Here is a 25,568-nt window from a genome sequence, read left to right as displayed (position 1 = left end):
TTACGAGCCCTGGTGGGCGGCTTGGTACTCCTCGTCCGTCACGGGCTCCATCCAGTCGCCCAATCCCTGACTGGCGCCGGGGTTGATGGCATAGTGTACAAAGAGGCTGGTGGCCGTGGCCCCGTGCCAATGCACCACGCCGGGCGCAATACTGACCGCGTCGCCGGCCCGCAGCAGCAGCGCCGGCTGGCCCTTTTCCTGGTAGTAGCCCGCCCCGGCCGTCACGACCAGCAGCTGGCCGCTGGGGTGCGCGTGCCAGTTATTGCGCGCCCCCGGCTCGAAGGTGACGTAGCCCACCACGCAATCGGTGGGATTACCAGGGGGTATTACCAGGCTCACCCAGGCCGTGCCAATGAAGTTTTCGGCAGCACCCCGCGCGGTTTTGGCCGGGCTGCTGGTATTTGGTGTTTGTTCGCTCATGGTTCTTCAGCTCAAGAAGGTATCATGGGGAAAGGCTTACTGCCTTTCCTAAGACAAAGGTCCTTCCCCTGCTTCAGGGCTGAAAAAGAGAATCAAACAGCTTTTTACACAATTCAAACAGCTAGTCAAACAGCTAGGTGCTTGGGTCTGCTTCGCACCAAGGTAAAATAGTCGGTAGAGATAGTGTAATTATGGACTAGAGAAGCAGGCGATACTTGCTGCCAGCTACAGTAACAAAAGGACCGTGGCTGATGCAAAACATTACCCTCGATAAGGGGCCTTTGTCACAGGTACATAGCTAATAAATCGGATACGGAAGTGTCTTGGACACCTTCTGAATGGTCCTTTACAACATGTCCAAGCGCAGTTAGCTATGTTAGAGGCTGGGGTACAGCACTTCCACCGACTGGAAGATTCTCTACGCACCGCCACTGACACGTCTCGACTTGGTACAACAGTAAGACACGCTTGGTCTAGGAATAAAAGGGGGTGTTAGTGCTTGACAGTGCCCGCTTTCTCATTGCAACTGATGGGAAGGTTTCTGCGCAATAAACTTTGATGCAAGTGTGCGAGACCAGTAGACATTATTTTACCATCACCCGTCCGGTATACTGACGGCCCTGTACATCGATGACCCGCAGGGTGTAAAGCCCGGGCACGAGGCCCAGTACCGAAACGTGGGCCGAGCCCGATACAACACTAGTACGAGCGACCCGGCCTTGCGCGTCGATGAGGTGCACGCGCGTTTGAGCAGGCAGAGCGGGTAAAGAAACCCAAGCCGAAGCTGGATTGGGATAAATAGCCATGGCCGTGGCTACAGGGGCGCGCCGTGACAAAGGCAAGGAACCAAGGCGAGCAATGAAGTTTTCGGCGGCAAGCGGCGTGCTGAGTACGGTTGAGTTAAAGGTGCAGGTGCTGGAAAATTGGCCCCGCACGTACGCGCCGCCGTTGGCCTCGAAGCCTAGCGTGGCGGCTGACTCAGACCCGGGACCGCCGGCCTGCTGTACCCAACGAAACTGCCCAGCGGGCGAATAGCTGGCCACAGCCACGTCGGTATTGCCGGCACTGGTTAGCGTGCTGGGTCCGAACTGAACGGTGGTGGAGAAGCTGCCCATGGTGTACACCGTGCCCGTTCCATCAAGGGCGACGCCTCGCCAAACATCGTCACCACTTCCCCCCATTCGCTCGGCCCACTGCAAGCCGCCTTGCGGCGAGTACTTGGCCAAGTAGGCATCGGTGCCGCCGGTATGCGCAAGTACGGTGGCCGTGCCAAACGTGGCGGGAGCATCATAGTTGCCCACCATGTAAAGGCTGCCGCTGGCATCTATTGCTAGGCCCGCGTCGTAGTCATTGCCCGCACCTCCAATGGATTGGGCCCACTCGAAGCCATTTTGGGGGTTGTATTTGGCCACCACCAAGTCATAATTACCCCGAGCGACAGGCCTAAAATTGGGAAAGTCGAGCGTAGTGACGGGAGGGAAGGCAATGGACACGTAGGCATCGCCGTTGGGGGAAAGAGCGAGGCGGGGGTAGGTTATCGTTAGCGGACTTGAGCCTATGGCGGTGTAGGAGAAGAGCTGTGCCAAAGATTGCATGGCCCCCGTTGCCGCCGACATACGACCAATATAAGCGGTGGCATCGGCGTTACTGCTCAACGACATTCCACCAATAGTTAGCGACTGGCTGATAAAAAAAGCGCCGACAAAGCTGAGTTGCCCGTTGCTGTGAACGGCTAAGCGGCTAGCGCGGGCGAAGTCGGTGCTTTGTTGTACCCACTGGGGGATGCCTTGCGTCGAGAAACAAGCAATAAAGCACTGGCCGTTAGTGTGGCCGTTCCAAGTCAGCGAAATATTCGGGGCCAGGGTTACCGAGCCGGTGAAAATACCGGTTACATACACGTTGCCTGCGGCATCCAAGGCCAAGTCCGTCACCTCGTCGTTGCCGGGGGAGTCAATCAAGCGGGCCCACTGCAGCGTGCCATTCGGCGCGTATTTGAGTACCACCACGTCGGCGCTGCCGTTGTTACTGGTGTAGGTGGTGCCACTTAAGCTCAAAGTACCTGAGAAACGCCGGGATATATACAGATTGCCGGAGGCATCAAAAGCAGCAGAACTCACATTAGCAGACAAGCCGTCGAGGGCAACGGCACTTTGCCAGGTTGGCGCTGTGGGTTGAGCTACCGCTCCCAAGGATAGCACTAGTGCCAGAGCAAAAAACAGACACTTTATGGTGAGTGGAAAAAAAGAGAAGGTAGAAATACGCATAGAAGAGTCAGAAAACGAAGTGGATAGTTAGACAGTCTAAGTACTTTCCGGCGTTTGACGCACCAAACTCAGTACGGCCAAGGTAGCCAGAAGGAGCTCCACCTTCTCGGGCTTGAGGCGCTTGAAGGGAATAAACTAAGGGGCTACTTCGTTCTTAAAGTACCCTAGTTGAGGTAGTTGATTAGCTGATAAACATACATACAGCATCTTCGGCACGTAACGTTTGTCAAGCCCGTTCAACTAATGTGACAGCGTTCGGAGGGGGGATATTCACTGAGCTAATACCACCGTTTCCGTGAACCAAAGCGGGCAAGCCCATCTGCCCGGCACTAGGCCGTAATTCCTCCGTGTCTTCTTAGCGCGGACTGTCTGGGTTGCCCTTTTGTTTTTTGTACACAGCCGAGGCGAAGATGAGCGAGAGCGCGCCCCCAAAGCTCAGCCCCTGCCCCAGCTTCGCCAAGGAGTCGTTGCGGCTGGAATAGTAGCCCGCCAGGAAGGCTCCGCCCAAGGCCAAGAGCAGGCAGAAGGTGGCAACCAAGTAGAAGGCGCGGGAAGGGTTTTTCATCGGGATTCGCAGTCGGGGGTGTCGTGGGAACAAAAAGGGGCCAAGGCCGTGGGTCTCTTCCAGCAAATTTGGCATTCGGACGAGCCGTACACAACACCTAGTTTTGGATATTTTCTTGGAGCGCTGTCGGTCAGCCAAAGGACAACTAAACACTCAATTTACGAAGCATCTAGCCCGAGTACCTTTCCTAACATAGGTTAACGCTTATCAGGTTTGTCAACCTATTTTAGGACAGGACGTGTAGCGCCTTTACCCCATTACTAGAGTTCGTATCTTGCTCTACCAGTGGTGCTATTTTCTCTGCTGCTCCGCCCGTTGCCGAAAGCTGTCCTCTCCGTTTTGCCTCTGGCCTGGCTGACCCTTAGCGGCTGCGCTCACCCGTCGCCTGCTACCGAAGCCGATCTGCGGGGGGCATGGCAGCAGGTACCAGCCGTGCCACGTCCCGGCGAGCCGCCCCAGCACATTCGCTTTATTCGCGGGGGCCTTGGCTTTTATCTGCAGACCTACTATAGCCAGCAAGAAGCAACCCTAAGTCGCCACGGCGATACACTCTTTCTGCGGCACGGCTGTCTGGGCAGCTCGACTACGTTCCGCTTTTACAAAGGGGCCACCCGGCGTACGGACACGCTCGTCCTGGAGGGGATGGGCACCTTTGGGCGGATGGACTCGGCTACCTTAGCCAAGGCCCGACGGGTGTATTTCGAGCAGGTGGCGGCCGCAAACGCTAAGATTGATGTGGATTCCGTGGACCGGGCCATGGGCAGCCAAGTCGGGCCAGTTCTCCCGGATACGGGCGTGCACTCGATGGCAGGGGGCGGGGCAGGCAATGAGGCGGCGAGCTATTTACGTATAAGTAGTCGGACGAAGTAGCTAGGGTGCCGTATCGGTCCTGGACAAAACAAGACCATAGTGGAGCTGTCGCATCGGCACCACTACTGGTTAGCGATTCCCCTCGATAAGGGGGCCTTATCACACATACCCACAGAGGCAACTACCAACCTGGCACGGATCAACCTTGGACACTTTCCAGTAGGACGTTTGGAAAATGTCCAAGACGCCAGTAATGGTTACGGATAGTGAAGGGGAGGATTCTGGCATCTGCTTTTCAAATAAATCTAACAATCTGAATATTACTGCTTTGTTCGTTGCATAAGTCTTTATCTTCCTGAGAACAAGTACGATCAGTTCTTATGTCTTCGGTACCTGCTTCTGTGCGGCTAGGGGAAGTTGATCTTTCCGCCATCTTTGACTTTGTGTACCAACAGGGGGAGTTGTTGGCGTGTATCAACGCCGCAGGCGGGCTCTTGGCGCCGGGCTTTATGTCCGCAATAGGCCTGACCATGCCCTTAGGAAAGTGGGGGGTTCGCGATCCAGCGAGCGTGCAGATCGTCACGGCAGAAACCCTAACCCCAGAGCAGGCCGCCCACCAGTTTAGCGAGTACGAGGGCGAATTGCTGCAGGCCCTGCTCGCGGGCTACGGCCGCAAGGCGTATCAAGTGTTGGAACCGCGCTATCCCGGCTTCACTGAGCAGGTAGTGTCCTTGCTACTGCCCCCGCCCGTGCCCCAGGTAACCAAACCCCGCCCGGTGGGCTATGACCTAGGGCACGTGTTACAGGCATACGGCGCGGTCTTAGAATTCGATTGCCCAACGCCACCTGGTATCGCGAAGGCGCAGCTGGGGTTTGCCGTCCCAGCAATTCCCGCTACGCCGCCCACCGATGAGGAACTGGTGCTGGCCAGCGTCATCCTGTTTGCCGGGCGGCTACCCTTAACTTTGTGGCTAACGCAGGTAGCGGCCTGCGAGCCCGCGCGCGAACTGGCCCAGCTGTTCGGGGCCTTGGCTCGCGGCGAGCTGCACGAATCCTCCTGGAGTGGCCTGCTCCCGAGGCTACTCGGCAGTGAGCGGACGCAGCGCAAGCTGCGCGCCCGGCTGGCCCGTCAACCCTGGCCCCTCAACCTGTTGCTGAGCTTGTTAGGGGAAGCATATGTGACGCCTGACCACTTAGCCACGCTATACGAGCAGAGGCAGTGCTTTCCCCTGCTGCGGGCTACGCTGGATCAGCTGCCCCCGGGCGCCGCCGACCCGCCCGCGCCGCGGGGGGTATGGCTGGCGAGCATCATGGACGGCCTGGACTACTTGGCGCTACAAGCCGATGCGCAGGGCCGGACGCACGCGTCGATTGAGTTTGCGCAGGCGAGTACCATGGCCTTGCAACTGCTGCCGTGTTTGCAGGACCCCGGGCAAGCCGAAGCGTGGCTCTCGCGGGTGGAAGCCCAGCAGTACCGCTACAGCTGGCGTAGCCTCTCGCCCAGCCAACCGTTGGAGAAGAGTACCGTGTGGCGGTTTGTCAGCTACGTGAGTTCGGTACGTCTGGTGGCCGAGGCCTTCGGCGAAGCGGCCGGGGAGTGGTACACGCAAGGGAAGGTGCGCAACCAACTCTGGAGCGCTATCTGGTACGCCCTGGAAGGCCTGCGGCAGGGCTTACGGCTGTGCTACGCGCTGGCTCAACAGCACGCGCTGACCAGCAAGGAGGACCGGCAAAAGCAAGGCCTACAGGTCAAAGCGTTGTTGGACCATTACCTGCGAGCGCAGCGGCAGCTCGCGGCCATGATCCAGCGCAACCAGCAGCAAAAGCGGGATGTCTCGTTGTGGGTGCAGGCGCTGGTCGATGAAGAACCCACGCCTTGGGAGCGCACGCAAGTGGGCGGCGACATGCAGCGGGCTGAAGCGGTGCGCGCAGAGTTGCACCCGATTCTGCTTACCGATGGCTACAACCTGGAGGTGCATAAGCGCTTAGCGGAGCTCGTAGCCAGCTTAACGGAAGAAGTAGTGACGAGCAGACGCAGTACCGCGGGCCAGCAAGCCTATACGCCGGACTACTGCCAGGAAGAAGACCAGGTCTATCACGATGTGCTGGCCGAGTTGCTCTGGCAGCGGTATATAGGAGATGTGCAGGCACAACACCTGCCGGATGGGGAGCCCATAATTCCGCCGCCGGCAGCAGGATTGTCCGCCGCGGAAAAGCAGGCATACTACGAGGCGTACGTGGCCGCCCACCCGGAAAAGTTTACGCCGCCTGAAGTGCTAAACCTGGCACCTCGGTTGCGCTCCATGGCTGAATGCCGGGCCGAGTATGAGTCGTTGCTGGAGCAGCCGAATCTGCCAGTGCGCACCCAGGCGTTACAGCAGCTTCTACAGGAACCGGTGCTGGCTCATCTGGTAGCACGGGAGTTTACGCCGGCTTCTGCGCCACCTGTGGAAGGGTATACGCTTTATTGGCGGTATGAGCCGTTCCATCAGTATCCCGAGCCGCTGGGCAGCTGGGGCCAGCAACTCGGCATGCAGTTCTCACGCGTGTGCCTGAACTCGGCGCGTGATAGCGGCTTCTTCTTTTACGAGGTGGATTACAACCAGTATGCGCTGGGCAGCGTGATGGTAGTGCGCAAGCAGCAGGGCCGGTGGGTACTGCAGCAGGAGGCATAGTGCGGAACAGGCCGCGAAAGTTTCGCTTAAGATTGTGACCCGACCGGGCGGGGGAGCAGGCTATGGCTCGTTTTCAGTGAAATAGTCGGCTTTAGGAGGACCCCCGGATAGATTCCGCTGCATCAGATCGCGAATGTGGTCTTGCATATGGACAGTTTTTAGGGAAAAACTGTCAACCTATTTCAGGATAAGATACAGAGGTCTTTTTATCCCCCGCTGCTATAAGAAGGCCGTTTTAGGCTCTGATCAAAAAAGTAAAATATCCCCCCGATAACATATCAACACCCTCTTGCGCTCAGTAGCCGCAATTGGGAGCGGTGACCGTGATGAACACCTGCGCTGTGCCACCTAGCACACCGGGATTGTACTGTAAACTAATTGCGAGCTTTGCATAATCACTGTTCGCTGTGTTGGTTACACCAGCTTGACCAGCTGGGATCCAGGCGGTCTCATGTATTTTGGTGGGCTTTTCATTGCCATGCTTTTTCCAGACTTCAAACCTCACATTACTTGTTGGAATGTTACAGTTCTTAGGAAGCGTAACAGATAGTCGGGTTATACTTTCACCCATAGGAACAAAAGACGATTCCACGAGGGGGTCAGAAACAGGGGTGTTGCTATTGCACTCAATGTTTGGGACTACCGAATATGACCAGACGGCATGGCTGGTTACTACACGTGGACCAATAGGAGGATTAAAGTCTTCTGCATCACCAAGGTGAGCATTCGCCGTAATTGATTTGTCAGTAAAAGCGAACGAGGCATTTCTGAAGTGCCTTGTTATATTCTGCTGGGTCGGGGTCAGACTTATAATCCGGCAACCTTCCGGTACGGAAATCCCTCTGGTTTCAGATACCTGTCTTTCAAGCACAGGATCATTGTTTTCGAAATAAAATCCTTCAGCAGGCAGCGTTGTTCTTGATACCGACGGGCAAGAGTACTCGATTGCTGCTCTAATCTGTAGTGAAGTAACCCTGGCACTAGGAATGCACATTGCTCGTGTCACCTCATTTATTGTGACTACTTCTTTCCAAAAAAGGCTGCCTCGGATTTCTTTAGGCATAACTCTGATGTATAGGCATTGTCCCGCATGACGAGTCAGGATTGCCTTGGGAATTCTCACACTGATTTCATCATTACTGCTACCACGCGCTGCCGTCAGGGTTCCTAATACCGCTGTGCGGGTCTCATTTAAAAGCTCAACTACTGGTCGCACCGTTGGCTCCGGCCATAGCTTAAACCCAATCAACGTGGCCTGCCCTCCTTCCTTGGGAACCGTTCCTGGTGTATGTCCATCGAATGAAAAGTAATTAAACCGAGGTTTTGCAGCATCAATGAGAGGAACTCCTTCCTTTAACTGCAACGCCACAGTGCTGACTGTCGAAATCAGATTTTCTATATCTTTTATTCCACAATTTCTTTGTTTATCAAGCACAGCATCGAGCTGGGTGATTGCAGTTGTTACCTGCCTGGCTAAGTTCTGAATTTCAAAACTCATACTTGTAATAGGGGCATTTACGTTCTGACCAAGCAGCGCCTTCAAATCGTTTGTAAGCTGGCCTAGTTGAGTAATTGCCCCACTTGCTACACTGGCACCTGCATATCCAAGTTGGGGCGACAGATTCCCCAAGGCTGTTGTCACTTTTGATGATGCCGTAAGTATTGCAGCACCAGTGAGAAAATCCTGACTTCGGGCTTTTTCATGGTTTATTAAAATGAAAAGCATCAGAAACAAAAGAATTCTAATTTTAGAAATTAGCTTTTTCATAGTTAGCTTTTATTGTTTGCAAGTGGGAGAAAGGGATTGACAAGTCCGTCCGGTCACTGCCTGCGAGAAACAATCTGTAAAGGCACTTAACCGCGCCTGATGCTCAGCCAAATGGTCTCAGATGCAACTCTCATACTTATGTTACTCGCCGCCGTAGCTGCCGAAAAACTACTCGCGGAAATCTGACGCTTCACAGCTGAGGCAACTACGAAGCTCGTAAGCCACTATGTCCCCGTTAATGGAGTGATGGTGGCCGAGTACTTGTTTACCATATAGTGCGGCGCGGCCCTTTATCCTGCCCTGCTCCGGGACTTGAAATTGCGTCACGATGTACTGTGCAAGGGCATAGAACAGCTAGTGTGACGCGCCTGCGGTCTGGTCCGTATTCTGCTTTTTCAGAAGCACAGTTATCGGTTTTAAATCAAAAACTATCCAGCACCCATCAATACTGTCATCATCTTTACCGGTATCACCTTGCCAACTATAGGCGAAGGCAATATTACTGGCCGGCACAGAAGTAACCCAGTCAGCCTGTACTGAACTTAATGGCAGGATTGTACTTGGGGTAATGTCAATGTTGTATCCCGCGATCACACGCCCAGGCTGAGGGGTATATAGCGTAATTAAATCTTTGATCTTGAACGCAGTATTATCTTTAACCAATTCAGCTACCGTTGCGTCAACATTTAATTTAAGGCTATTATTAACAATAACTAAAGTTGCATTACCATCTAATTGAGTAGTACCCCATCGCTTCAACTCGCTATCTCCTCCACCGAGTTTGGTTGCTTTAACAGTGCGTGGCGTTGTCATTGCCTGAACAACTTGGAACTCATATTTATCCCTGCGCGTATCCACCTGTTTTTGGGCAGGAAAAACGATATTGCCTCCAAATTTAGGCACTCCTCTGGAAGTATTAAATGTAAAAGCTACGGACGAATTGGGTGTTTTTTTTATTATAAATCGCATTTCATCACCGCTTTCAAGAGTGAATGACTTAATTGCAGGTCCAACACTTCTTGATGCAATGCCATTGATTGTAAAATTATTTCCTGTAAAAGCCATTTTAACATTAATGGGTTCGTGGTTCCCTGTAACCCATTTGAATTTTGTTATGATATAAAATACATCTGGGTCAGCAGTATTTTCATAATAAGTATGCAAACCATTGGAGTTAATGCATGCACTAATTACTCCCAAAACATCTGTATTGACTTTTTTAATAAAACTTGTTGTTTTATTAATTAAAACATCATCGTATTTCGTAGAGTTTTGAATTTCCTCTTTAAATTCACTGAATGACGAAGCGTCATCTTTAAATCCTAAACTTACCATAAGTTCCCCTAATGGGATTCCCATTGTCATAGATGTTGTCCTAGCTTCTTCATAAGTCATGCTTTTATTTTGTTTAAAAATATTCAAGTATGACACCGATCGTGCGTGGTCAGTTGTATTAGCCTGTGTGTCGTGGACGCCAAATTTTGCAAGTGTCAGGCATTCGTTTTGTCCTTTGCACTCAAAAGACAAGAGAGTGGTAACCATCAAGGGTAAAACAAGACATTTCATGGCTATTATTAAAAAGGTGTGAAGAGTCTTATAAGCTTAATACCTCAGAGTTAAAAGCAATTTAATTTAACTCGTGATGTGCAAAATCATTTATTATAACTTTATCTTATAATTATACAAGGCAATAAAATTTACTTTTAATTTAATTAATTCATTAACCGAATTAATATTTTCTGGTATTCCATAGATTCTAGAAATAAACCCAGCTGAATTTATTTGAGTAGCCAAGCTTTTATTTTCGTTTGAAAGGTTAAAAAACACAATTGAATTTACTGAAGCTCGGCTAAACCCTTTGGGACTGGAAATTTCTGGCTCCGAAGCTATTTCAGGAGCAACAAAACACAGTGCTCTTTCTCCGGAGGACTGCAAATACTCGTCTAATGGTTGGCGCCCTGTTATTACTGTTCCGTCAGTAAGAACTAGCATTACTTTTCCTTTAAGTGATTCCAAAGTTGGCCACCCATTGGAGGTCAATGCGTCACGTAAATTTGCTTTTTTTCCTCGCAGGACAGAAGGCGTCAATATCTTGCTCTCATCAAAGCATGATAAGATAAGAGCATCTAAATTTTTAGGCAATCTGCTTTCATTATTATTACTCCAGTTTTCCTTTTTATCTATAATAATTGTAATAATTGAATGATCAGGATGTTGCTTTGACCAATTTGAAACGCGCATTAAGCAATCTTTTAAAGTCCCTCCGCAGCAATTCTTATTAACTTTATCTGTAGCTACGTGCCTGACATACCAATCATTATTTAACGCTTTCCACCCTCCGATGCCAAACCATGTCTTGGTGTCCCAAATATCTAACTCTATTGTTGTTGTATAAGGGAATACCTCTTCGATGTTATTTGCGTACTGAGGATCAAAGCAATTATGACACGCTATAGTATGGCTATCTTTATAATTAATATCTTGCGCAAATGCGTTAAATGAACTAATAAAAATTCCGGTCAGAAGTAGCACTGTTTTCATATATAATTAGGTAAAAGGTTGAATTTTTGTTGGAGGTCTTGGTTTAATTGCAAAGGCGATGGATTGCTACCGTTTCACTAACTGCCATATAAATCATCATCGGATCCCACACCTGTATTACTTCGCCGCGAGGCACCGTCCTACTCCGCTGCACCTACTCGGAGAGTTTAATCAGTGACGGCAGGAAGCGCCGCAGCGTCTTCAGGTGTTCACTGCTTTTCTTGCACGCAAGGTTTTCGGATGCAATAAGTTGTACCTAAACAGCACTGCAACCGACAGCAAATTCATCGGAATGGCAACACATCATGTTTAGAGCCCTTCTTAAAGTCTTATTAAAACTACTCGACACGATTAATCCCCGCATCAGTGCAACCACTGAACTAAGTTGGTCTGGCTAAGGGGAGCATCAGAAGTGTGGGCCAGTAGTAGTGAACTACCTGTCAGTTCACCTTGGAAAGCCGTTATTGGTAGTGAAAGCGATGAGCTCGTCTACCGCTCTTAATCCTCACTAGCCGAGTGCCCCACACTTTTGGATGTTTGGAAAACGTTACGAGTCTTGTAAACGCCACTTATTAGACCTTGTGGAGAGTGTCTGGGCTTAGAGTTGCTGTTTGAAAAGAGATTTGCAAACGGGTAGATTACAGGCCCTTTTCTCACTTCGCCGCTTATGAGCCTCGTATCTGTGCCAATAACTAACCAGCTGGAGTGGTTATCGCTTGCTCTGGTAGCAGCAGCTCCAAACTCATTTGGTTTGCCAACAGGCTACGAGGGGTATGTAAAGCTCCTGCCACCTTTGGGCATTGACCGTCGTATTCCTATCGCTTCGTACTCTTTCGCCCAGCGCACTGTAGCAGATCTCAATGCGCGGGCCGCTTTCTGGGACGCGCACGGTATCCGCCAGGGACAGCCACCTGTTGACCAATTAGAGCGCATTACGTATCGACAGGCCGCTACGCTCGCGGGTATGCCGGACCACGAACCCATTAGTAGCGAGGCCATGCGTCAGTTCTACGGGGGATGGCCACCCCATCTGGGTAGTAGTCCTGCCTTGGAAGAAGCGTTTGTGCAGCAACTGGTGCAGGTGCTAGGCCCTATAATGACGACCTTGTTTTATGGCTCTGTTGAGGAAGGTACTTACCATTGGGACGAGGACGGATTACCTATTGACTGGTTGGAGCAGGGAGTAAGTGCGGATCTGCTTACGGTGTACCGGCGGGACAAAGGCTTGCCAGCGTACTCGTTTGCGGCCGATCATACGTGGTGCCTTTACAAAGTAGAGAATGCAGAATGGCTTGCTGTTGGCTGCTCTGCTGCTATGGCGCAGGCATTACGAGAGCATCCTTACTTGGAGGCCTTTCCCCTACTCTATAGGGAAGCCAAGTCAAAAAAGTGCCAAATCAACTTCCCTGATTAAGAAGTCAAATACTGGTGTAATTCCGAGGAGCAGCTTATAACAAAGATTACGTTAAGCAACTTTTCCGTGAAAATAGCTCAGCAATTGGTAAGCTTGCGATGTTAGCGAGTTTCAACCTATCGCCCCCTGATGGCTATCCGAGAAATAGCACTAGGAACCTCCTCGAGGAACCACCGACTTGTATTCAATGCGTCGACGGCTGCGCTGGCAGATCTCTACACGAGTTGGTTGCCCACATTTACTACGCAGGGGATTGTCAAACTCTTCGTTGACATCCTTGATCAGCCAGGCATTACAGCAAATGACTGCAGTAAGTTGGAAAACGAATTGCTCTTGCTCAACGTGTTGACGGTGCAACGCCCTTTGGATCTCAGATTTTATGTTGGCCTAGCCGAGCACGACAAGAGTCGCTTACAACTCGAACTGATCCATACCGCTTGTCTAGAACTGGCTAAGAGGCGGGAGTGGTCCCATGCGCCGTTCGACGAAGCGTATGCGCACTGCGTACAGGCCAATCTAACCAATGCGTGGGTGATGAAAATCGGGCGCAAGCGCTTCTTTACCTCCCCGGATGGCCTCCTTACGGCTTGTCTGGTGTGTCAGTGGACCCTCACCACGTTTGTGGTTGACGTCGTGTTCATGTCCAAGCGGAGAAACGACTATCAGTGTCAGCGAATCATAGAGAATGAACCGTTTAGGGAGCATGGATTTGACGCGGCCTGCTGGCTCAATGGACAGACGTTCCAAGTGACAGCTTCTCGACCAACTCGCCACTGGCAAGCGCACGTTGGAAGCAAAACATCGGCAGTGGTTTGCTACCGGCCTGTCCAAGAAGTATAGATTATGTCTATGACAATTTTAAAGAAGATTGTTCTCATAAGTGAATGATTAGCTCCCGCTTTTGTACACTTCCTAGCTATGAGTAGCTTCACCAACATGATGGAGCAATTCAGTGCGTTGTACCCCACCGGCACTATCCGCTATAGCCAAACCACTTACTTAGAGTTGGCCACTGCCGTAGAGGTCCACCGCATTGACTTCCACCATAAGGTAGCCGCCATTCTAAAGCGAGGTACTGGTGGACAAGTAGGCTATTACTGTGACCACCCTGCCCTCGTGTACTATAATGCTTCCCTTGCGGCCCTAACTGTTCGAGCATCGCTTGGTTTGCCCTCTGGATTTCTGGCAGCCTTTTACCACCGCTTTGCGACCCTAACAGCGGACTGGAACGCCTTTCTACCGGTGTGGAGCGGGATAGAACGGAACCAGCAATGGTTAGAAGAACGATTGCGAAACGGGCATCGGCACACGCTTTACCTTCCGCTATGGGTAGCGAATGAGCTACAAGCGCTCTGTTGGGTATACGGTGTGGAAGCATCGTACCTGAAACGGGAGGAACTCCTACAGTCGCGGTATTATTTCCCCAAACCGCTACAGAGTCCTCCCCCTTTCAACCTGTTGCTCATTGGGCAGAATTATGTCATTGCCCGCGACTTTTATGTCAGCACTCTCCGATAGACATAATTGTCCGATACGTCGATATTATGATAAGCAGATCGGCTGCGCGTACGCACGGAGTTGCTTTTCATTTCCCCAGCAGGTACCTGAACCTTTCGTGATTGACCTATCAGAAGGTGTCCAAGGCCCGACCACGGGGTTAGTTGGCTCCAACGCCTTGCTTGCTAAGGAATGAGAACAAATGTTCCCAGCGCTTTTTGCTCTACTTCCGTCAGCCTGTTGATCCCCCAACTACTTGCTTGAGACGATAGCGGCCCCGTACGCCTTTCGAAACGGAACGGGCCTATTGGACTTCCGAGCTCCCTAGTTGGCCTTAGGAACATCCGGCTCCGCTGCTCCATCTCCGCGGTGGTCGCTCGACCACTCCTGCTGGCCCCAGCGTTGCAGGGCATCGATAATAGTCAGCAAGGCGTGGCCCTTGGGTGTGGGCGAGTAGCGAATTTGCGGTGGGACGGTATTCGCCACGGCGGCCTTCTCGACTAACCCCTCGGCCACCAACTCGGCCAAGCGTTGGCCGAGCACCTGATCCGATAAGGTGGGAAAGGCCTGCTTGAGCCGGCTGAACTGGGCCACCCCGTGGGCAATGCCATGCAAAAGCACCATCTTCCAGCGGGGGCTGATGTCGCGCAAGACCTCATTGACGGAGCACCAAGCCGACAACACTTGCCGATTCTGCGCATTGGTGGTGCCGGCTTTCACGTTACTGGCCATCGGCTGAGAAGAGGAAGAGGGGGCTCACTTTGGGGTGAGTTATTGTAGATGAAGTGGGCAACGGGGTCCTTTACGGCATGATACAATCACCGCTTACGAAGGAAGACAAATGTACGATGGTCGACCACCAGGGAACCCCGGTGCACACAGACCGCGCCGCGGTCAATGGCACGAGCCTGCACTATCGCTTCGCTGGAACGGGTGTCCCCGTGGTGTTGCTGCATGGCATCCCTAAAACCGGGTATCACTGGCGCCACCTACTGCCCCTGCTCAGCGACCAGTACACCGTCATCGTACCGGACTTGCGCGGCCTGGGCGACTCGGACCACCCCGCCGGCGGGTATGACGCGGCCACCATGAGCGACGACATTGCGGCGCTCATGGCTACGCTTGGCCACGACGCCTATCACGTGGTGGGCGAAGATTGGGGGGCCGTTATTGGCTATCAGCTCGCCGCGCGCCACCCACAGCGGGTGAAGTCCCTGGTCTTTACCGAAGCGTTAATGCCCGGCTTCAACTTCGAACAGCACGCGGCCTTGACTCCCGAAAACGCAGCGGGTATGTTTCTCTGGCATGTGGGGTTTTACTTTAAAGCGGATGTGCCCGAGATGCTCATTGCCGGCCATGAGCGCGAGTTGATTACCTATATGATCAAGTCCGAACGGCTATTCCCCGACACGGCCACGGCGGATGCCATCGAGGAATACGTGCGCTGCTACAGCCTGCCCGGCGGTATCCGCTCGATGCTGGCCGTGTACCGCGCTATGCTCGTGGACGGCGAACAGAATCGAGAATCGGCTACAACCAAGCTGGCGCTCCCGGTTCTGGCGCTAGGCGGCGATGCGTTTATTGGAGCGCGCAACGAAGAGATCATGCAGCAACTGGCCCACCACGTCACCGGCCATGACCTAGCCGAGGAAGTGCCGGAGGCGATGGCCTCCGTGCTGCTGCCCTTTTTGGCCGCCCACCCCTAAGCAGAGGCGCTTCGGCAACGACCGGCGCTAGGCCCGCAACTCCTGCTTAACCCAACTCCGCTCTGATCAGCTATAGAGTACCTGAGTCGTTGTCGCTTAGCTAACTGGCAGGATACCAGTATAACCCGTTTGCTGCCACGCAGGAGTAGCCGAGTGGCCTAGGCGGTTAAAATCTGGTCTATCTGGGCCAGCTCCTCAGGGGCAAACCGGGTGTTGTCCAGGCTGCGGAGCGAGTCGAGCAACTGGGCGGGGCGGCTGGCGCCGATGAGCACGGAGCTCACTCGCTCATCCTTCAGGATCCAGGCCAATGCCAGCTGCGCCAGGCTTTGCCCGCGTCCCTGCGCTAGGTCATGGAGCCGGCTAATTTGGTGCAGGCGCTCCGGCGTCAGCTGATTTTCTTGCAAGAAGCCAACGCCTTTGGCTACCCGCGAGTCGGTGGGGATGCCGTGCAGGTATTTATCGGTGAGCAACCCTTGGGCCAGCGGCGAAAACGGAATGCAGCCGACCCCTTCCTGTCCGAGCAAGTCGAGCAGACCGCCCTCTACCCAGCGCTCAAACATAGAGTACTTGGGTTGATGAATCAGGCAAGGCGTACCCAACTCGCGCAGTAGCCGAAAGGCTTCGGCGGCTTCTTTAGGTCGGTAGTTGGAGAGGCCCACGTATAAGGCCTTGCCCTGCCGCACCAGCAGGTCGAGGGCCGCCATGGTTTCCTCCAGCGGGGTGTCAGGGTCGGGACGGTGGTGATAGAAGATGTCCACGTAGTCCAGGCCCATACGCCGGAGACTCTGGTCGAGGCTGCTCACCAGGTACTTTTTCGAGCCCCAGTCCCCGTAGGGGCCCTCCCACATGGTGTAGCCCGCCTTGGTGGAGATAATGAGCTCGTCGCGGTAGCCAGCAAAGTCTTCGCGCAGCAGGCGGCCAAAGTTGGTTTCGGCCGCGCCGGGCGGCGGGCCGTAATTGTTGGCTAAATCAAAGTGCGTGATACCGCTGTCGAAGGCCGTGCGCAGCGTCTCGCGGAAGGCACCGAGGATATCTACGTCCCCGAAATTGTGCCACAGGCCCAACGACACCGCCGGCAGCGTCAGGCCGCTGCGGCCGCAGCGCCGGTAGGTCATATGTTGGTAGCGCGTTGGAGCGGGTGAGTAGGGCATGAAAAGAGGCGGGAGCAGGGGTGAAAAAGGTCGGTGAACAGGGCTGCTACTTCGTGCGGGCCGGAGCGGCCTCCAGCGTCAGCGTGCCGGACGTGAGGCCAGAAGCCGCAGCGCTGAGCGTGATTTTACCGCTCGGGGCGTTGGCCTTGACGAGGGCAATGCACTGCCCCTGGTAGACCTGCCGGGCCTGCGCCTGGTAGGGCTCGTGGCTGGCAATGTTGCCGTTGTCGACGGCTACGACCGCCCCGGGCCCGCTCGCGCTGAAGGTGAGTTGCTGGTCGGTATTAGGGCAGACTACGCCGTTGGCATCCACCACGCGGGCCGTGATGTAGGCCACGTCGTCCCAGTCGTGGGCCAGTTGGGGGCGGTCGGTGCTCAGCACGATGCGGGCCGGTGGGCCGGCCGTTTTCAGTTCGTCGGTGGCTACTTCCTTGCCCTTGTTACGGGCCACGGCGCGCAGGGTGCCTTTGGCGAACGTCACATCCCAGGCGCGGGGCGAGTCGTCGGCCGGCTTGGGCTTGGCGCCTAACGACTTGCCGTTGAGAAACAGCTCGACCTCGTCGCAGTTGCTGTAGACTTGCACTTTGGCATCGTCGTAGGTATCAAAATCGGTGGGCGTCCAGTTGGCGACCCACTCGCCGGCGCCGGCGTTTTCGGCTTTGCGCACGAGGCGCACCACAGGCTGCGCGCCCCACCAGCTCTGGCGCTGGTAGGCCACGGGCCGCCAGCCACCGGTGCGGTCAAACAACCCCTGGCCGTTGGCAATTTCTGGCCAGTTGCCCTCGCCCAGGTAGTCGAAGCCCGTCCACAGGAATTGCCCGGCCATGTAGGGCTTATCGCGCAGCAGCAGCCAGGCGGGCAGTTCATGGCCGTTTTCAGTGCCGATGACTTTACGGGCGGGCTTGGCCTCGTGGGCGGCTACCAGCTCCGCTTCGCGGTAGTTCTGGCCCACCACGTCCATGGTTTCCACGAAGCCGTTTTCGTATACTTTGCTTTGGCTGGGGCGAAACAAGGCCATGGTCACCGGACGCGTGGGGTCGGTTTGGTGTACCAGGTCCTGCTGCTCTTTGTAGCGCTGAAAGCCCGCCGGGCTGTTCAAATCATCCCGAATCTCGTTGCCCACGCTGTAGAGCACAATGCTGGGGTGGTTCCGGTCGCGGCGTACCAAGTCGCGGGTGTCGGCCTGCCACCAGTCCTTAAAGTGCAGGTTGTAGCCTTTCTCGGCGTGGTTTTTAGCCGCGGTCCAGGTGTCAAACGTTTCATCCATCACCACGAAGCCCATCCGGTCGCAGAGGTCCAGAAACTCGGGGTCCATTGGGTTGTGCGCCGTGCGGATGCCGTTGACGCCTACTTGCTTGAGCAGCTCCAGGCGCCGCTCCCAGGCGCGCAACGGCACGGCCGCTCCCAGGGCGCCCGCATCGTGGTGCAGGCACACGCCCTTGATTTTCAGGTTCTCGCCGTTCAGCCAAAAGCCGGTGGCGGCCACAAACTTCGCTTCTCGAATCCCGAAGGGCGTGGTGTACTCGTCGAGTACCGTTTTGCCGGCTAGCACACGCGTGGTGGCTTGGTAGAGCACGGGCTGGGTTGGGCTCCAACGCTGGGGCTTAGCTACCGGCAGGGTTTGGGTGAAGGTAACGGTCTGGCCCGCCGCTACGGCCTGGTTGCTGCGGATAGTGCCCACGGGCTTGCCGTTGGGGGCCAGCAGCGTGGTTTCGAGCGTGTAGGTACCCGCCGCGGCCGACTGGTTCTGCACTTCGGCCTGCACCTGCACTTTGGCCTGGGCGGCCGTAGCCTGGGGCGTACTGACGAATACGCCGCCGTAGGTGAAGTGGGTGGGGGCGGTGCTTACCAGCCGCACGTGGCGGTAGATGCCGGCCCCGGTGTAGTAGCGCGAGGCCGGCTGCACCGAGTTGTCGGCCCGCACGGCCAGCACATTGGCTTTCCCCGATACCAAGTAAGGCGTCAGGTCATAAGCGAAGCTGCTGTAGCCGTAGGGCCGCTGCCCGAGCTTGTGCCCGTTCAGCCATACCTCACTGTTGGCCATCACGCCATCGAATTCCACCCAGACCTGGCGCTTGGCCTCGCTGGCGGGCAGCGTAAACTGCTTGCGGTACCAGCCGATGCCGCCGGGCAGGTAGCCGCCGCCCCGCCCGGGAGGATTGGTGCGGTCGTACGGCCCGGCAATGCTCCAGTCGTGGGGCACCACCACGGCTTTCCACCCCGCCTCGTTGAAGGTAACCTGTTCCGCGCCCGGCGCATCCTGCTGCACAAAGCGCCAATCGGTATCGAAGGGTGTGATTGTGCGGGCCGGCATCTGCGCGCTGGCGGCCAACGCGGATAAGGTTGTAGCAAGTAGCAGGACGCTACGCCTAGCGGAAGTCGTACTACGGGATGGGTAAAGAGGCATGTGGGGGAGGTCAAGGTGATTTCTGCTAGGCAAGAACCACCTAAACAGGACCCGAACTGTCCTGTACTTTTCTGGTCGGTTGCCCGCAACCCACCCGCTTCATCAAATGAGCTGAAGTGGTCTACTAAATGCAGACAGGTTGAGGACGTAGTGCAAGCTCAAATTCTCATGACAAAATGGACCTTCACGATGCTCTTAACTGTCCAGCTTAACTAGACCACCCCTCTTTTCCCCTCTTTAGAACGAACCCCGGTACCGGTGCCGGTTTGTTCAGCCCCTGAGCCATGAGGAGAGAGCCGCCAGCACCGACCATAGCGTGGTTGCTGCCGGGTAGCGTTTGGCTTACCTAGTGAGTGCCGGGTAGTGGTGGAGCAGCGTCGGCTGCTGGGCTTGGCGCAGCAGAAAATCGGCCACGCTGGCCCGGCTGATGCGGCCGACGCGCATGTCGGGCGTTAGCTCGGGCAACACGTGGTAGGGGGCCAGCGGACCATCCGTCAGCATGCCCGGCCGTACGAATTCCCAGCGCAGGCTGCTGGCCGCCAGCAGCTCTTCCAGTTGGGTCTTGTTGTCGTATTCGGGCTGCATAAACCAGCGGATGGCCAGGCGCATCCACCAGCTGAGGTACCTAGCACTGGCCCCAGCCCCGAAGCCCGTCAGCACCAGCACCGGCGCCGCCAGCGGGGTATCTGCGGTGGCGGCGAGCAAGGCCCGAGCGGTATCAGTGAAGAGCGGCGTGCTGTTTTTCTTCGCCGTGCCCACGGTGATGAGCACGGCTTCGGCCCCGGGCAACACCCGGCGCAGGTCGGCCGCGGACGTAGCGCTGCCAGTTACGGTGGTCAGGTGCGGGTGCTCGGGCAGGGTAGCCACAGTGCGCGAGAGGGTCGTGACGTGGTGGCCCTGGGCCAGGGCCTGCTGCACGGCCAGCAGCCCGACGCCTGACGAGGCGCCAATAATGGTAAGGTGCATACGCGAGACGATTTTAAACAGAGGGGGGAGTGGGCGTGAAAGTGGCCCCCAGGCCCGGGACCGTGACCAGCAGGCTGTCGGCCGCCCAGTGCCAAGGCTGGCCGGCCGCCGTCAGTACCTCGGCGCCGGCCTCGCGGGCGATGAGCAGGCCAGGCAGCCAGTTTTCCAGGTCGCGACCCACTTGCAGAAACACGTCGAGCCGGCCGGCCCCCACATAGGCTAGTTGCAAGCCGTGGGGGCCATAGTTGCGCACCACGCCGTAGGTGGCCAGCAACTGTTCCACGCCCTGGCTGACGCGCCGACGCAGGGCCGCGTCCTCGTCCAGGCCGTGGGTATGCTCGAACACAGCGACCATGACGTCCGGCTCGCGCTTGGTGCTGGGACGCAACGGCGTTTCATTCACGAAGGCCCCGGCGCCGGCCTGGGCCCAAAACAGCTCCTGGGCCAGCGGGTCGTAGATGGCGGCGAAGACGGGCTCGTGCTGGCGCATCAGCACCAGGTTAATTGTCCAGCCCGGCAGTTGCTGCACGTACTGAATGGCCCCGTCCATGGCATCGCAGAGCCAGTACTCGGCTGGGAGCGTAGTGGCAGCCGTCGAGAGGCCGAAGTCGTCGGCGGCTAGCCAGGGGGTGGTAGGAAAGGCCGCGGCCAGGGGGGCTTGCAAGGCGGCCATACAGCGTGCCTCGATGTCCGCGAGGCGGGCCTGCAGCTCGGCCCTGGTTTGCGGCACGGGCAAGCGGCGAAAATCAGGCAGAAACTGGTCGCCGGCGGCGCGCACGGCGACGTGGAGGGTGGCGATTTCGGAGGAAGATAGCATCACAACACTGGAGTTAAGTACCCTGGCAAAGGTCGCGGGTCCTCTCTCCAAAAAGTAGGCGTAAGGCCGGGGATGCTAGTCCTATTCGCGGATCGTGCGCCGAAACTGCTGCGGTGTAAGGCCGGTGACCTTTTTGAAGAGCTTGCCGAAGTACACTGGCTCGTCATAGCCCAGGGCGTAGCCAATCTGCTTGACGGGCTCGTCGGAGTAAAAGAGCAGGCGCTTGGCTTCCAGAATTGTGCGCGCTTGCAGGTGCTGGCTTACCGGATAGCCACTACGCGCCTTCACCGTGTCGTTAAGGTGCGAAACGGTGACGGCCAAGGCGGCCGCGTACTGGGCGGGCTGCTTCCAGTCCCGAAAATGCTGGCGCAGCAACCGGTAAAAGCCGGCGAGCAGTTCCTGCCCACGGGTGGTGGCCCCCTGGGCGTGCACGCTCAACGGCGCCAGCTCATTGGCCAACAAGTGAAGCAGCGCCGCCAGCAAGGCCTGCAGCGCCGGACCCAGGTGGGTCGTGGGCCCGGCGTCCTGCTGACAGTCAGCGAGCAGCGCCAAGAGCGTCTCGGCTCGCGTGTGCAAGGTGGGCTGAACGGTCACCGGCTGGCGCAACTGCTGCTCGAGCAAGGCGCGGGTGTCTTCGGCCACCAGGCTCGGCTCGAAGCTCACCCCCCAGCCCTGGGGGGCGGTAGCCCCACGCAGCTGGTGCACTTGCCCGGGGCTGATGAGCAGCACGGCCGGGGCGCGCAACGTGAGTTCCTCGAAATCCAGCGTCAGATGCAGCTCGCCCGCCGTGAGCAGCACCAGCAAATAATGAGCGTCGTGGTGCGCCGCCCCAGGCGGGTGGGCGGCGGCCCGGGCGGCGTCGGCTAGGGGGCGAACGAGCACCCCCGCTCGCGCCAAAGGAGACAGGGGGTAATGGGGTAGGGGAGACACCATTTGCTTCACGAATAACACTGGAAGGTAGCGCGTATAAACGGCGCCCGGCGGCTTGGGTAGCCAGCGGACCACCCGCTTAAGAGGTAAGCGCGTCTGCCCAGCAGCTAGCGAAACGGGTTCCCCGGCCCCCTTATCCGCTGGATCAGGGGCGTTTACATAAATATCCAAGCGGCCGTATTAGGTCTGCTTTCAGGAGCTTCTGTTGAACATAATGCTAGTTCTCGGACAAGCCCCGGAATAAGGTTGCTATTAGCGCTAGACGCCGGTTGCTACTGGCGTGGGCCGCTTCTTCTACGCCTTCCTTAGTTACCTTTCGCGCTCCTTCTACTTACCAGGGGCACCAGTTCCCTGCCTACTCGTCACTCCCCTGGTTTCTTATGTGGACTTCTTCCCGCACGCACTTACGCCGCCTGGAGGCGGCCTGGCACCAGCCAGCGGCGCGTTCCCCCCACTTGCCCTTGGTGGCCCGCTACTATGACCTCGTTCAGCACGAGCCCGCGTACCACCGCCTGCCGGACCAAACCTGGGAGGACCTGAACGGCGACTTGCTCTTTAACCTACTCGATGCGACGGTGAGCCCGGTCGGCCAGCAATGCCTCTACCACCGCCTGCGCAGCCCGCTCACCGACGAGGCCCCCCTGCACGAGTTTGATACCGCCGCGAACCTGCTGGCGCAGCAATCCGAGGTCCGCGGGCATGCGTTGCTCGCCCTCAACCAACTCACGGCCCACGAGGCGTACTACCTAACGGATTTGTTCAGTGGGGAGCCGCTGCCCACGTTGCCCGGTGCGCGCTTCGCGCCGCTGCTCGTGCTGGGGCTGTTGGCCACATTGCTCGGAGGCTTTTGGCTCCCCGTCCTCTGGGTGGGTACGCTGGCGTTTGCCCTCACCAATGCCGTGTTTCACTTCTGGCAGCTGCAGCGGATTACTAACTGTGTTCGCCCGCTGCTGCAACTGGGCCGCTTGCGTCGGGCGGGCCAGGCGCTCCAGCGGGCGGCCCTGCCCCTGCGGCCGCTACAGCCGCTGGCCGCGCCCCTGTCCCGGCTGAGGGCCATCATGTGGCAAGTAACGTTCCTTCAAGTTCAAGACAACTTACTGGTGCTCAGCTTGGTCAAGATGCTGCTACTGCTCGACGTGCTGGTGTATGCTCGTTGCCGGGTGGCCGTGCAGCAGCAGGCGCCCGCGATTCGGACGGTCTTTGAGGCCGTGGGCTACGTCGATTGTGCCCTAGCGGTGGCTAGCTTCCGCCAGCGTCACGCCACCTGCGTGCCGCACTTTGGGCCGGCGGCCGACGGCATCCAGCTGCAGGCTGGCTACCATCCGCTCGTGCTGGGGTGCGTGCCAAATGACCTGACCCTGGCTGGGCCCGGCGTGCTGCTGACCGGCTCCAATATGGCGGGCAAAACCACCTTTATGCGTACGCTGGGCGTGAATGCGCTGTTGGCCCAGACCATCGCCACGTGCCCTGCCACCGCCTACCGCGCCCCGTTTTGCCGGGTGCTCACCAGCCTGAGCCTGGCCGACAGCCTGCCCACGGGCAAAAGCTATTACCTGGTCGAAGCCGAAACCATGCGCCAGCTACTACTGGCCTGCGACGCGGCCCCCAGCAGCTACCTGCTGCTGCTCGACGAGCTGTTCAAAGGCACCAATACGCAGGAGCGTATCGCTGCCAATAAAGCCGTACTGGCCTACTTGCAGCCCCGCAGTTGGGTGGTGGCCGCCACCCACGATGGGGAACTGGGCGCGCTCTTGCAGTCGTACTTTGTCGAATACCACTTTTGCGAGACCGTCACGGCGGAAGACTGGTATTTCGACTACCGCCTCAAAGCCGGGCCGCTCACCACGCGCAATGCCATTCGCTTGTTGGCCCGCCTGCACTACCTGGCACAAGTGGTCGCCGCCGCGCAGACGCTTAGTGCCATGCTGGCGACGCGGGCGCACGCTAGCAGCGCGCAAGCGACCACGCCGGAAGAAGGTGGTTCGGTAGTTGATTCGATTAAAGGCGACGAGAAGTTGTTAGGCTAAAGGGTTCATTCTAGCGACCTTATCCTGCATCGAGCAGAATTTTTACATTTTGACGACAGCGTTCGAACAGACATTATGGGCGGTATGGCACTTTACAATAGACCGTTCAACAACCGTTACGGAGCCCATGAAGTGAGCCGTTGTTACGGGCTGGCCATGGAACTTAACCCCAGCTAGAGCAGGAAGCGTAGCGTCAAGTGGCCCAGCAACGCATGCACCAAACCGAGTAGCAGCACAGCTGTGGCGGTAGGGTAGGCAGGTAAGGTCAACCTTACTTAAGTCACTATCAAAGTGAACGAGTGCCCTGCAGGGTTTGAGCATACAAGTTGTTCCACGTACTATCAAAAGGGAAATCGTCTCGGGACTCGAACTGCTCCCGCGAAAAGATGCGGTCAGAATCCGTCCACAAGCCACAGTTGCGGTTGGTAGGCGCAAAAAAAACCGGCTCATGCTGTGTATTGAATCCGATTTCCCGCTCTGCTTTCCCTTCGGCGTCTACTTCCACTAACCAATACGCCACTTCCTTAAAATGCCGGTCATAATCTGGGCTGGCCTTTGGAACCACGCGAAGCAGTACCCACGCAAGCGCTCGTAAGAATAATCCTCCTTCGTCAGATGGCTTCCTATGCTGCTCTGGTACGTGAAGAATGGTCATCAGCTGGCGAGTAAAACTGTGCGTTTTTCGTAAACACGCAAATTGGAGCCTTTTCCCCGGAAAAGTACTGCAAATTGAGGTTCGGAGCCGTGGGGTCAAAAGCACTACTTCTCCCAGACCATGGGTATGACAACGATTATGTAAAGCAACTATTCCGAGAATCGAATGGCGTAAAAGTATTTAGTGCAATCTTGCTAACACACTATTTGTAATCACTATGCAGATAACCCTTGAGGTTCCCACGTATGATCCTAGCCGCGGCATAGAATATCAGTGGACCGCAGGATTCTCGATTCAAACGACAGTTGAGCAAGGTGTCATCAGGATACAGGCCAACAAGCAGGGCCTTGTGTCCTTGGCTAGTCATCTTCTAAACCTAGCGCAAGACAATGTTACACCAGGTGCTCATCTGCATCTGGATGAGACCAACGCGTTGGAAGAGCCTTCGTGTGAACTCTTGATCGAGAAAATCGCCTAGGTCTGGTCCAAGGAACAGCAAGTCTATTTATGCCGAGCCCCCGCACCTTGTCCGAGCCTAACAATCAGGCAATGCGCCTTTTGGCGGAGAACCACGCGGTGTTGTCCTTAGTAGCGGGTAAAGAAACCTTACTGAACGCTTCGCTGGAAAGCGTGCTCATCAAGTATGAAGAGAATGGCTTAGTGCTCAAGCTCACCTTGCTACTACGCCATTCTGCCTCCGTCTCAAAACTGCTGCTCTGCTTTGAGCAGGTGTCGGCTTATGCCCTTGCTTACAGCATGGAGGTTTCATTCTACAATGTGGTATCCTACAAATTCTTGCCCATAGAAAAAGGATATTACTTATCACTTGATCCCTATGACGAAACCCAAGAGGTCGATGAAAAAGACAATGATTTTATCGTTGCCACCAGGATAAAAGCATATGCCTTAGTTGTCTGATAAGTCCTTCTTATGTCAAGCAACTATTTCCAGAACC

At 55.9% G+C, this 25,568-nt stretch carries 22 protein-coding genes; 9 read left to right on the top strand and 13 right to left on the bottom strand.

Annotation, left to right across the window (positions count from 1 at the left end; genetic code table 11):
• The 3 genes from MTX78_RS15165 to MTX78_RS15155 form a co-directional block, all read right to left on the bottom strand.
• Positions 1 to 420, bottom strand: coding sequence for a cupin domain-containing protein (locus MTX78_RS15165; protein WP_243796008.1), 420 nt, complete (start codon positions 418 to 420; stop codon positions 1 to 3).
• 584 nt (positions 421 to 1,004) lie between these two features.
• Positions 1,005 to 2,684, bottom strand: coding sequence for a T9SS type A sorting domain-containing protein (locus MTX78_RS15160; RefSeq protein ID WP_243796006.1), 1,680 nt, complete (start codon positions 2,682 to 2,684; stop codon positions 1,005 to 1,007).
• A gap of 355 nt (positions 2,685 to 3,039) precedes the next feature.
• Positions 3,040 to 3,249 carry a hypothetical protein gene (locus MTX78_RS15155; protein ID WP_243795994.1) on the bottom strand — a complete coding sequence of 70 codons (210 nt, stop codon included), beginning with the start codon at positions 3,247 to 3,249 and terminating at the stop codon, positions 3,040 to 3,042.
• A gap of 285 nt (positions 3,250 to 3,534) precedes the next feature.
• Between MTX78_RS15155 and MTX78_RS15150 the strand changes: the two genes are divergently transcribed.
• Positions 3,535 to 4,119, top strand: a complete 585-nt coding sequence (locus MTX78_RS15150; RefSeq protein ID WP_243795992.1) for a hypothetical protein — start codon at positions 3,535 to 3,537, stop codon at positions 4,117 to 4,119.
• Positions 4,120 to 4,439: 320 nt separating this feature from the next.
• Positions 4,440 to 6,734, top strand: coding sequence for a hypothetical protein (locus MTX78_RS15145; protein ID WP_243795990.1), 2,295 nt, complete (start codon positions 4,440 to 4,442; stop codon positions 6,732 to 6,734).
• A gap of 295 nt (positions 6,735 to 7,029) precedes the next feature.
• Here MTX78_RS15145 and MTX78_RS15140 read toward each other — a convergent pair whose 3' ends face one another.
• The 3 genes from MTX78_RS15140 to MTX78_RS15130 all read right to left on the bottom strand — a co-directional run bounded on the left by MTX78_RS15140 (position 7,030) and on the right by MTX78_RS15130 (position 11,043).
• Positions 7,030 to 8,502 (bottom strand): hypothetical protein, encoded by a 1,473-nt coding sequence (locus MTX78_RS15140; protein ID WP_243795989.1) that lies wholly within the window; start codon positions 8,500 to 8,502, stop codon positions 7,030 to 7,032.
• A 354-nt stretch (positions 8,503 to 8,856) separates the two neighbouring features.
• Positions 8,857 to 10,044, bottom strand: a complete 1,188-nt coding sequence (locus MTX78_RS15135) for a hypothetical protein (protein ID WP_243795987.1) — start codon at positions 10,042 to 10,044, stop codon at positions 8,857 to 8,859.
• Between the two features lie 117 nt (positions 10,045 to 10,161).
• Positions 10,162 to 11,043, bottom strand: a complete 882-nt coding sequence (locus MTX78_RS15130; protein ID WP_243795985.1) for a Ca2+-dependent phosphoinositide-specific phospholipase C — start codon at positions 11,041 to 11,043, stop codon at positions 10,162 to 10,164.
• Between the two features lie 667 nt (positions 11,044 to 11,710).
• On the opposite strand from MTX78_RS15130, the gene MTX78_RS15125 reads away from it, so the two are divergent.
• The 3 genes from MTX78_RS15125 to MTX78_RS15115 all read left to right on the top strand — a co-directional run bounded on the left by MTX78_RS15125 (position 11,711) and on the right by MTX78_RS15115 (position 13,975).
• Positions 11,711 to 12,457, top strand: coding sequence for a hypothetical protein (locus MTX78_RS15125; RefSeq protein WP_243795967.1), 747 nt, complete (start codon positions 11,711 to 11,713; stop codon positions 12,455 to 12,457).
• A 315-nt stretch (positions 12,458 to 12,772) separates the two neighbouring features.
• Positions 12,773 to 13,297: a hypothetical protein gene (locus tag MTX78_RS15120; protein ID WP_243795965.1), complete on the top strand. Its 525-nt coding sequence runs from the start codon at positions 12,773 to 12,775 to the stop codon at positions 13,295 to 13,297.
• Positions 13,298 to 13,375: 78 nt separating this feature from the next.
• Positions 13,376 to 13,975, top strand: a complete 600-nt coding sequence (locus MTX78_RS15115) for a hypothetical protein (protein ID WP_243795963.1) — start codon at positions 13,376 to 13,378, stop codon at positions 13,973 to 13,975.
• A 303-nt stretch (positions 13,976 to 14,278) separates the two neighbouring features.
• On the opposite strand, the gene MTX78_RS15110 is transcribed toward MTX78_RS15115, so the two are convergent.
• Entirely contained in the window at positions 14,279 to 14,686 is a 408-nt protein-coding gene (locus MTX78_RS15110; protein WP_243795962.1) for a winged helix-turn-helix transcriptional regulator, read from the bottom strand.
• A gap of 209 nt (positions 14,687 to 14,895) precedes the next feature.
• Here MTX78_RS15110 and MTX78_RS15105 point away from each other — a divergent pair, with 209 nt between their 5' ends.
• Complete coding sequence (locus MTX78_RS15105) at positions 14,896 to 15,660, top strand: alpha/beta fold hydrolase (protein ID WP_243795955.1); 765 nt, start codon at positions 14,896 to 14,898, stop codon at positions 15,658 to 15,660.
• Positions 15,661 to 15,818: 158 nt separating this feature from the next.
• On the opposite strand, the gene mgrA is transcribed toward MTX78_RS15105, so the two are convergent.
• The 5 genes from mgrA to MTX78_RS15080 all read right to left on the bottom strand — a co-directional run bounded on the left by mgrA (position 15,819) and on the right by MTX78_RS15080 (position 22,102).
• On the bottom strand, positions 15,819 to 16,811 hold the full coding sequence (gene mgrA, locus MTX78_RS15100) for an L-glyceraldehyde 3-phosphate reductase (protein WP_243795953.1): 993 nt from the start codon (positions 16,809 to 16,811) through the stop codon (positions 15,819 to 15,821).
• Between the two features lie 46 nt (positions 16,812 to 16,857).
• Positions 16,858 to 19,125 (bottom strand): glycoside hydrolase family 2 TIM barrel-domain containing protein, encoded by a 2,268-nt coding sequence (locus MTX78_RS15095; RefSeq protein ID WP_243795952.1) that lies wholly within the window; start codon positions 19,123 to 19,125, stop codon positions 16,858 to 16,860.
• 435 nt (positions 19,126 to 19,560) lie between these two features.
• Positions 19,561 to 20,184 carry an NAD(P)-dependent oxidoreductase gene (locus MTX78_RS15090; protein WP_243795950.1) on the bottom strand — a complete coding sequence of 208 codons (624 nt, stop codon included), beginning with the start codon at positions 20,182 to 20,184 and terminating at the stop codon, positions 19,561 to 19,563.
• Positions 20,185 to 20,197: 13 nt separating this feature from the next.
• A complete protein-coding gene (locus MTX78_RS15085) occupies positions 20,198 to 21,001 on the bottom strand; it encodes an inositol monophosphatase family protein (RefSeq protein ID WP_243795948.1) in 804 nt (267 codons plus the stop codon).
• Between the two features lie 81 nt (positions 21,002 to 21,082).
• Entirely contained in the window at positions 21,083 to 22,102 is a 1,020-nt protein-coding gene (locus tag MTX78_RS15080; protein ID WP_243795946.1) for an AraC family transcriptional regulator, read from the bottom strand.
• Positions 22,103 to 22,311: 209 nt separating this feature from the next.
• On the opposite strand from MTX78_RS15080, the gene MTX78_RS15075 reads away from it, so the two are divergent.
• Positions 22,312 to 23,958: a MutS-related protein gene (locus tag MTX78_RS15075; RefSeq protein ID WP_243795945.1), complete on the top strand. Its 1,647-nt coding sequence runs from the start codon at positions 22,312 to 22,314 to the stop codon at positions 23,956 to 23,958.
• Between the two features lie 286 nt (positions 23,959 to 24,244).
• On the opposite strand, the gene MTX78_RS15070 is transcribed toward MTX78_RS15075, so the two are convergent.
• Complete coding sequence (locus MTX78_RS15070) at positions 24,245 to 24,613, bottom strand: hypothetical protein (protein WP_243795943.1); 369 nt, start codon at positions 24,611 to 24,613, stop codon at positions 24,245 to 24,247.
• Positions 24,614 to 24,830: 217 nt separating this feature from the next.
• Here MTX78_RS15070 and MTX78_RS25545 point away from each other — a divergent pair, with 217 nt between their 5' ends.
• Both MTX78_RS25545 and MTX78_RS15065 read left to right on the top strand, forming a co-directional pair.
• Complete coding sequence (locus MTX78_RS25545; RefSeq protein ID WP_449555799.1) at positions 24,831 to 25,091, top strand: Imm32 family immunity protein; 261 nt, start codon at positions 24,831 to 24,833, stop codon at positions 25,089 to 25,091.
• Positions 25,092 to 25,138: 47 nt separating this feature from the next.
• Positions 25,139 to 25,531, top strand: coding sequence for a hypothetical protein (locus tag MTX78_RS15065; protein ID WP_243795941.1), 393 nt, complete (start codon positions 25,139 to 25,141; stop codon positions 25,529 to 25,531).
• The last annotated feature ends 37 nt before the right edge of the window (positions 25,532 to 25,568 follow it).

This window comes from Hymenobacter tibetensis, assembly GCF_022827545.1.
Taxonomy (GTDB): Bacteria; Bacteroidota; Bacteroidia; order Cytophagales; family Hymenobacteraceae; genus Hymenobacter; species Hymenobacter tibetensis.
The sequence above is the reverse complement of the archived record's forward strand: the minus strand, read 5'-3'. Positions and strand labels throughout refer to the sequence as shown.

Bases quoted from the DNA above. Each gene is read 5' to 3' on its own strand.
- MTX78_RS15165 (WP_243796008.1), bottom strand. From the start codon at position 420: ATGAGCGAACAAACACCAAATACCAGCAGCCCGGCCAAAACCGCGCGG.
- MTX78_RS15160 (WP_243796006.1), bottom strand. From the start codon at position 2,684: ATGCGTATTTCTACCTTCTCTTTTTTTCCACTCACCATAAAGTGTCTG.
- MTX78_RS15155 (WP_243795994.1), bottom strand. From the start codon at position 3,249: ATGAAAAACCCTTCCCGCGCCTTCTACTTGGTTGCCACCTTCTGCCTG.
- MTX78_RS15145 (WP_243795990.1), top strand. From the start codon at position 4,440: ATGTCTTCGGTACCTGCTTCTGTGCGGCTAGGGGAAGTTGATCTTTCC.
- MTX78_RS15140 (WP_243795989.1), bottom strand. From the start codon at position 8,502: ATGAAAAAGCTAATTTCTAAAATTAGAATTCTTTTGTTTCTGATGCTT.
- MTX78_RS15135 (WP_243795987.1), bottom strand. From the start codon at position 10,044: ATGGTTACCACTCTCTTGTCTTTTGAGTGCAAAGGACAAAACGAATGC.
- MTX78_RS15130 (WP_243795985.1), bottom strand. From the start codon at position 11,043: ATGAAAACAGTGCTACTTCTGACCGGAATTTTTATTAGTTCATTTAAC.
- MTX78_RS15125 (WP_243795967.1), top strand. From the start codon at position 11,711: ATGAGCCTCGTATCTGTGCCAATAACTAACCAGCTGGAGTGGTTATCG.
- MTX78_RS15115 (WP_243795963.1), top strand. From the start codon at position 13,376: ATGAGTAGCTTCACCAACATGATGGAGCAATTCAGTGCGTTGTACCCC.
- MTX78_RS15110 (WP_243795962.1), bottom strand. From the start codon at position 14,686: ATGGCCAGTAACGTGAAAGCCGGCACCACCAATGCGCAGAATCGGCAA.
- mgrA (WP_243795953.1), bottom strand. From the start codon at position 16,811: ATGCCCTACTCACCCGCTCCAACGCGCTACCAACATATGACCTACCGG.
- MTX78_RS15095 (WP_243795952.1), bottom strand. From the start codon at position 19,125: ATGCCGGCCCGCACAATCACACCCTTCGATACCGATTGGCGCTTTGTG.
- MTX78_RS15090 (WP_243795950.1), bottom strand. From the start codon at position 20,184: ATGCACCTTACCATTATTGGCGCCTCGTCAGGCGTCGGGCTGCTGGCC.
- MTX78_RS15085 (WP_243795948.1), bottom strand. From the start codon at position 21,001: ATGCTATCTTCCTCCGAAATCGCCACCCTCCACGTCGCCGTGCGCGCC.
- MTX78_RS15075 (WP_243795945.1), top strand. From the start codon at position 22,312: ATGTGGACTTCTTCCCGCACGCACTTACGCCGCCTGGAGGCGGCCTGG.
- MTX78_RS15070 (WP_243795943.1), bottom strand. From the start codon at position 24,613: ATGACCATTCTTCACGTACCAGAGCAGCATAGGAAGCCATCTGACGAA.
- MTX78_RS25545 (WP_449555799.1), top strand. From the start codon at position 24,831: ATGCAGATAACCCTTGAGGTTCCCACGTATGATCCTAGCCGCGGCATA.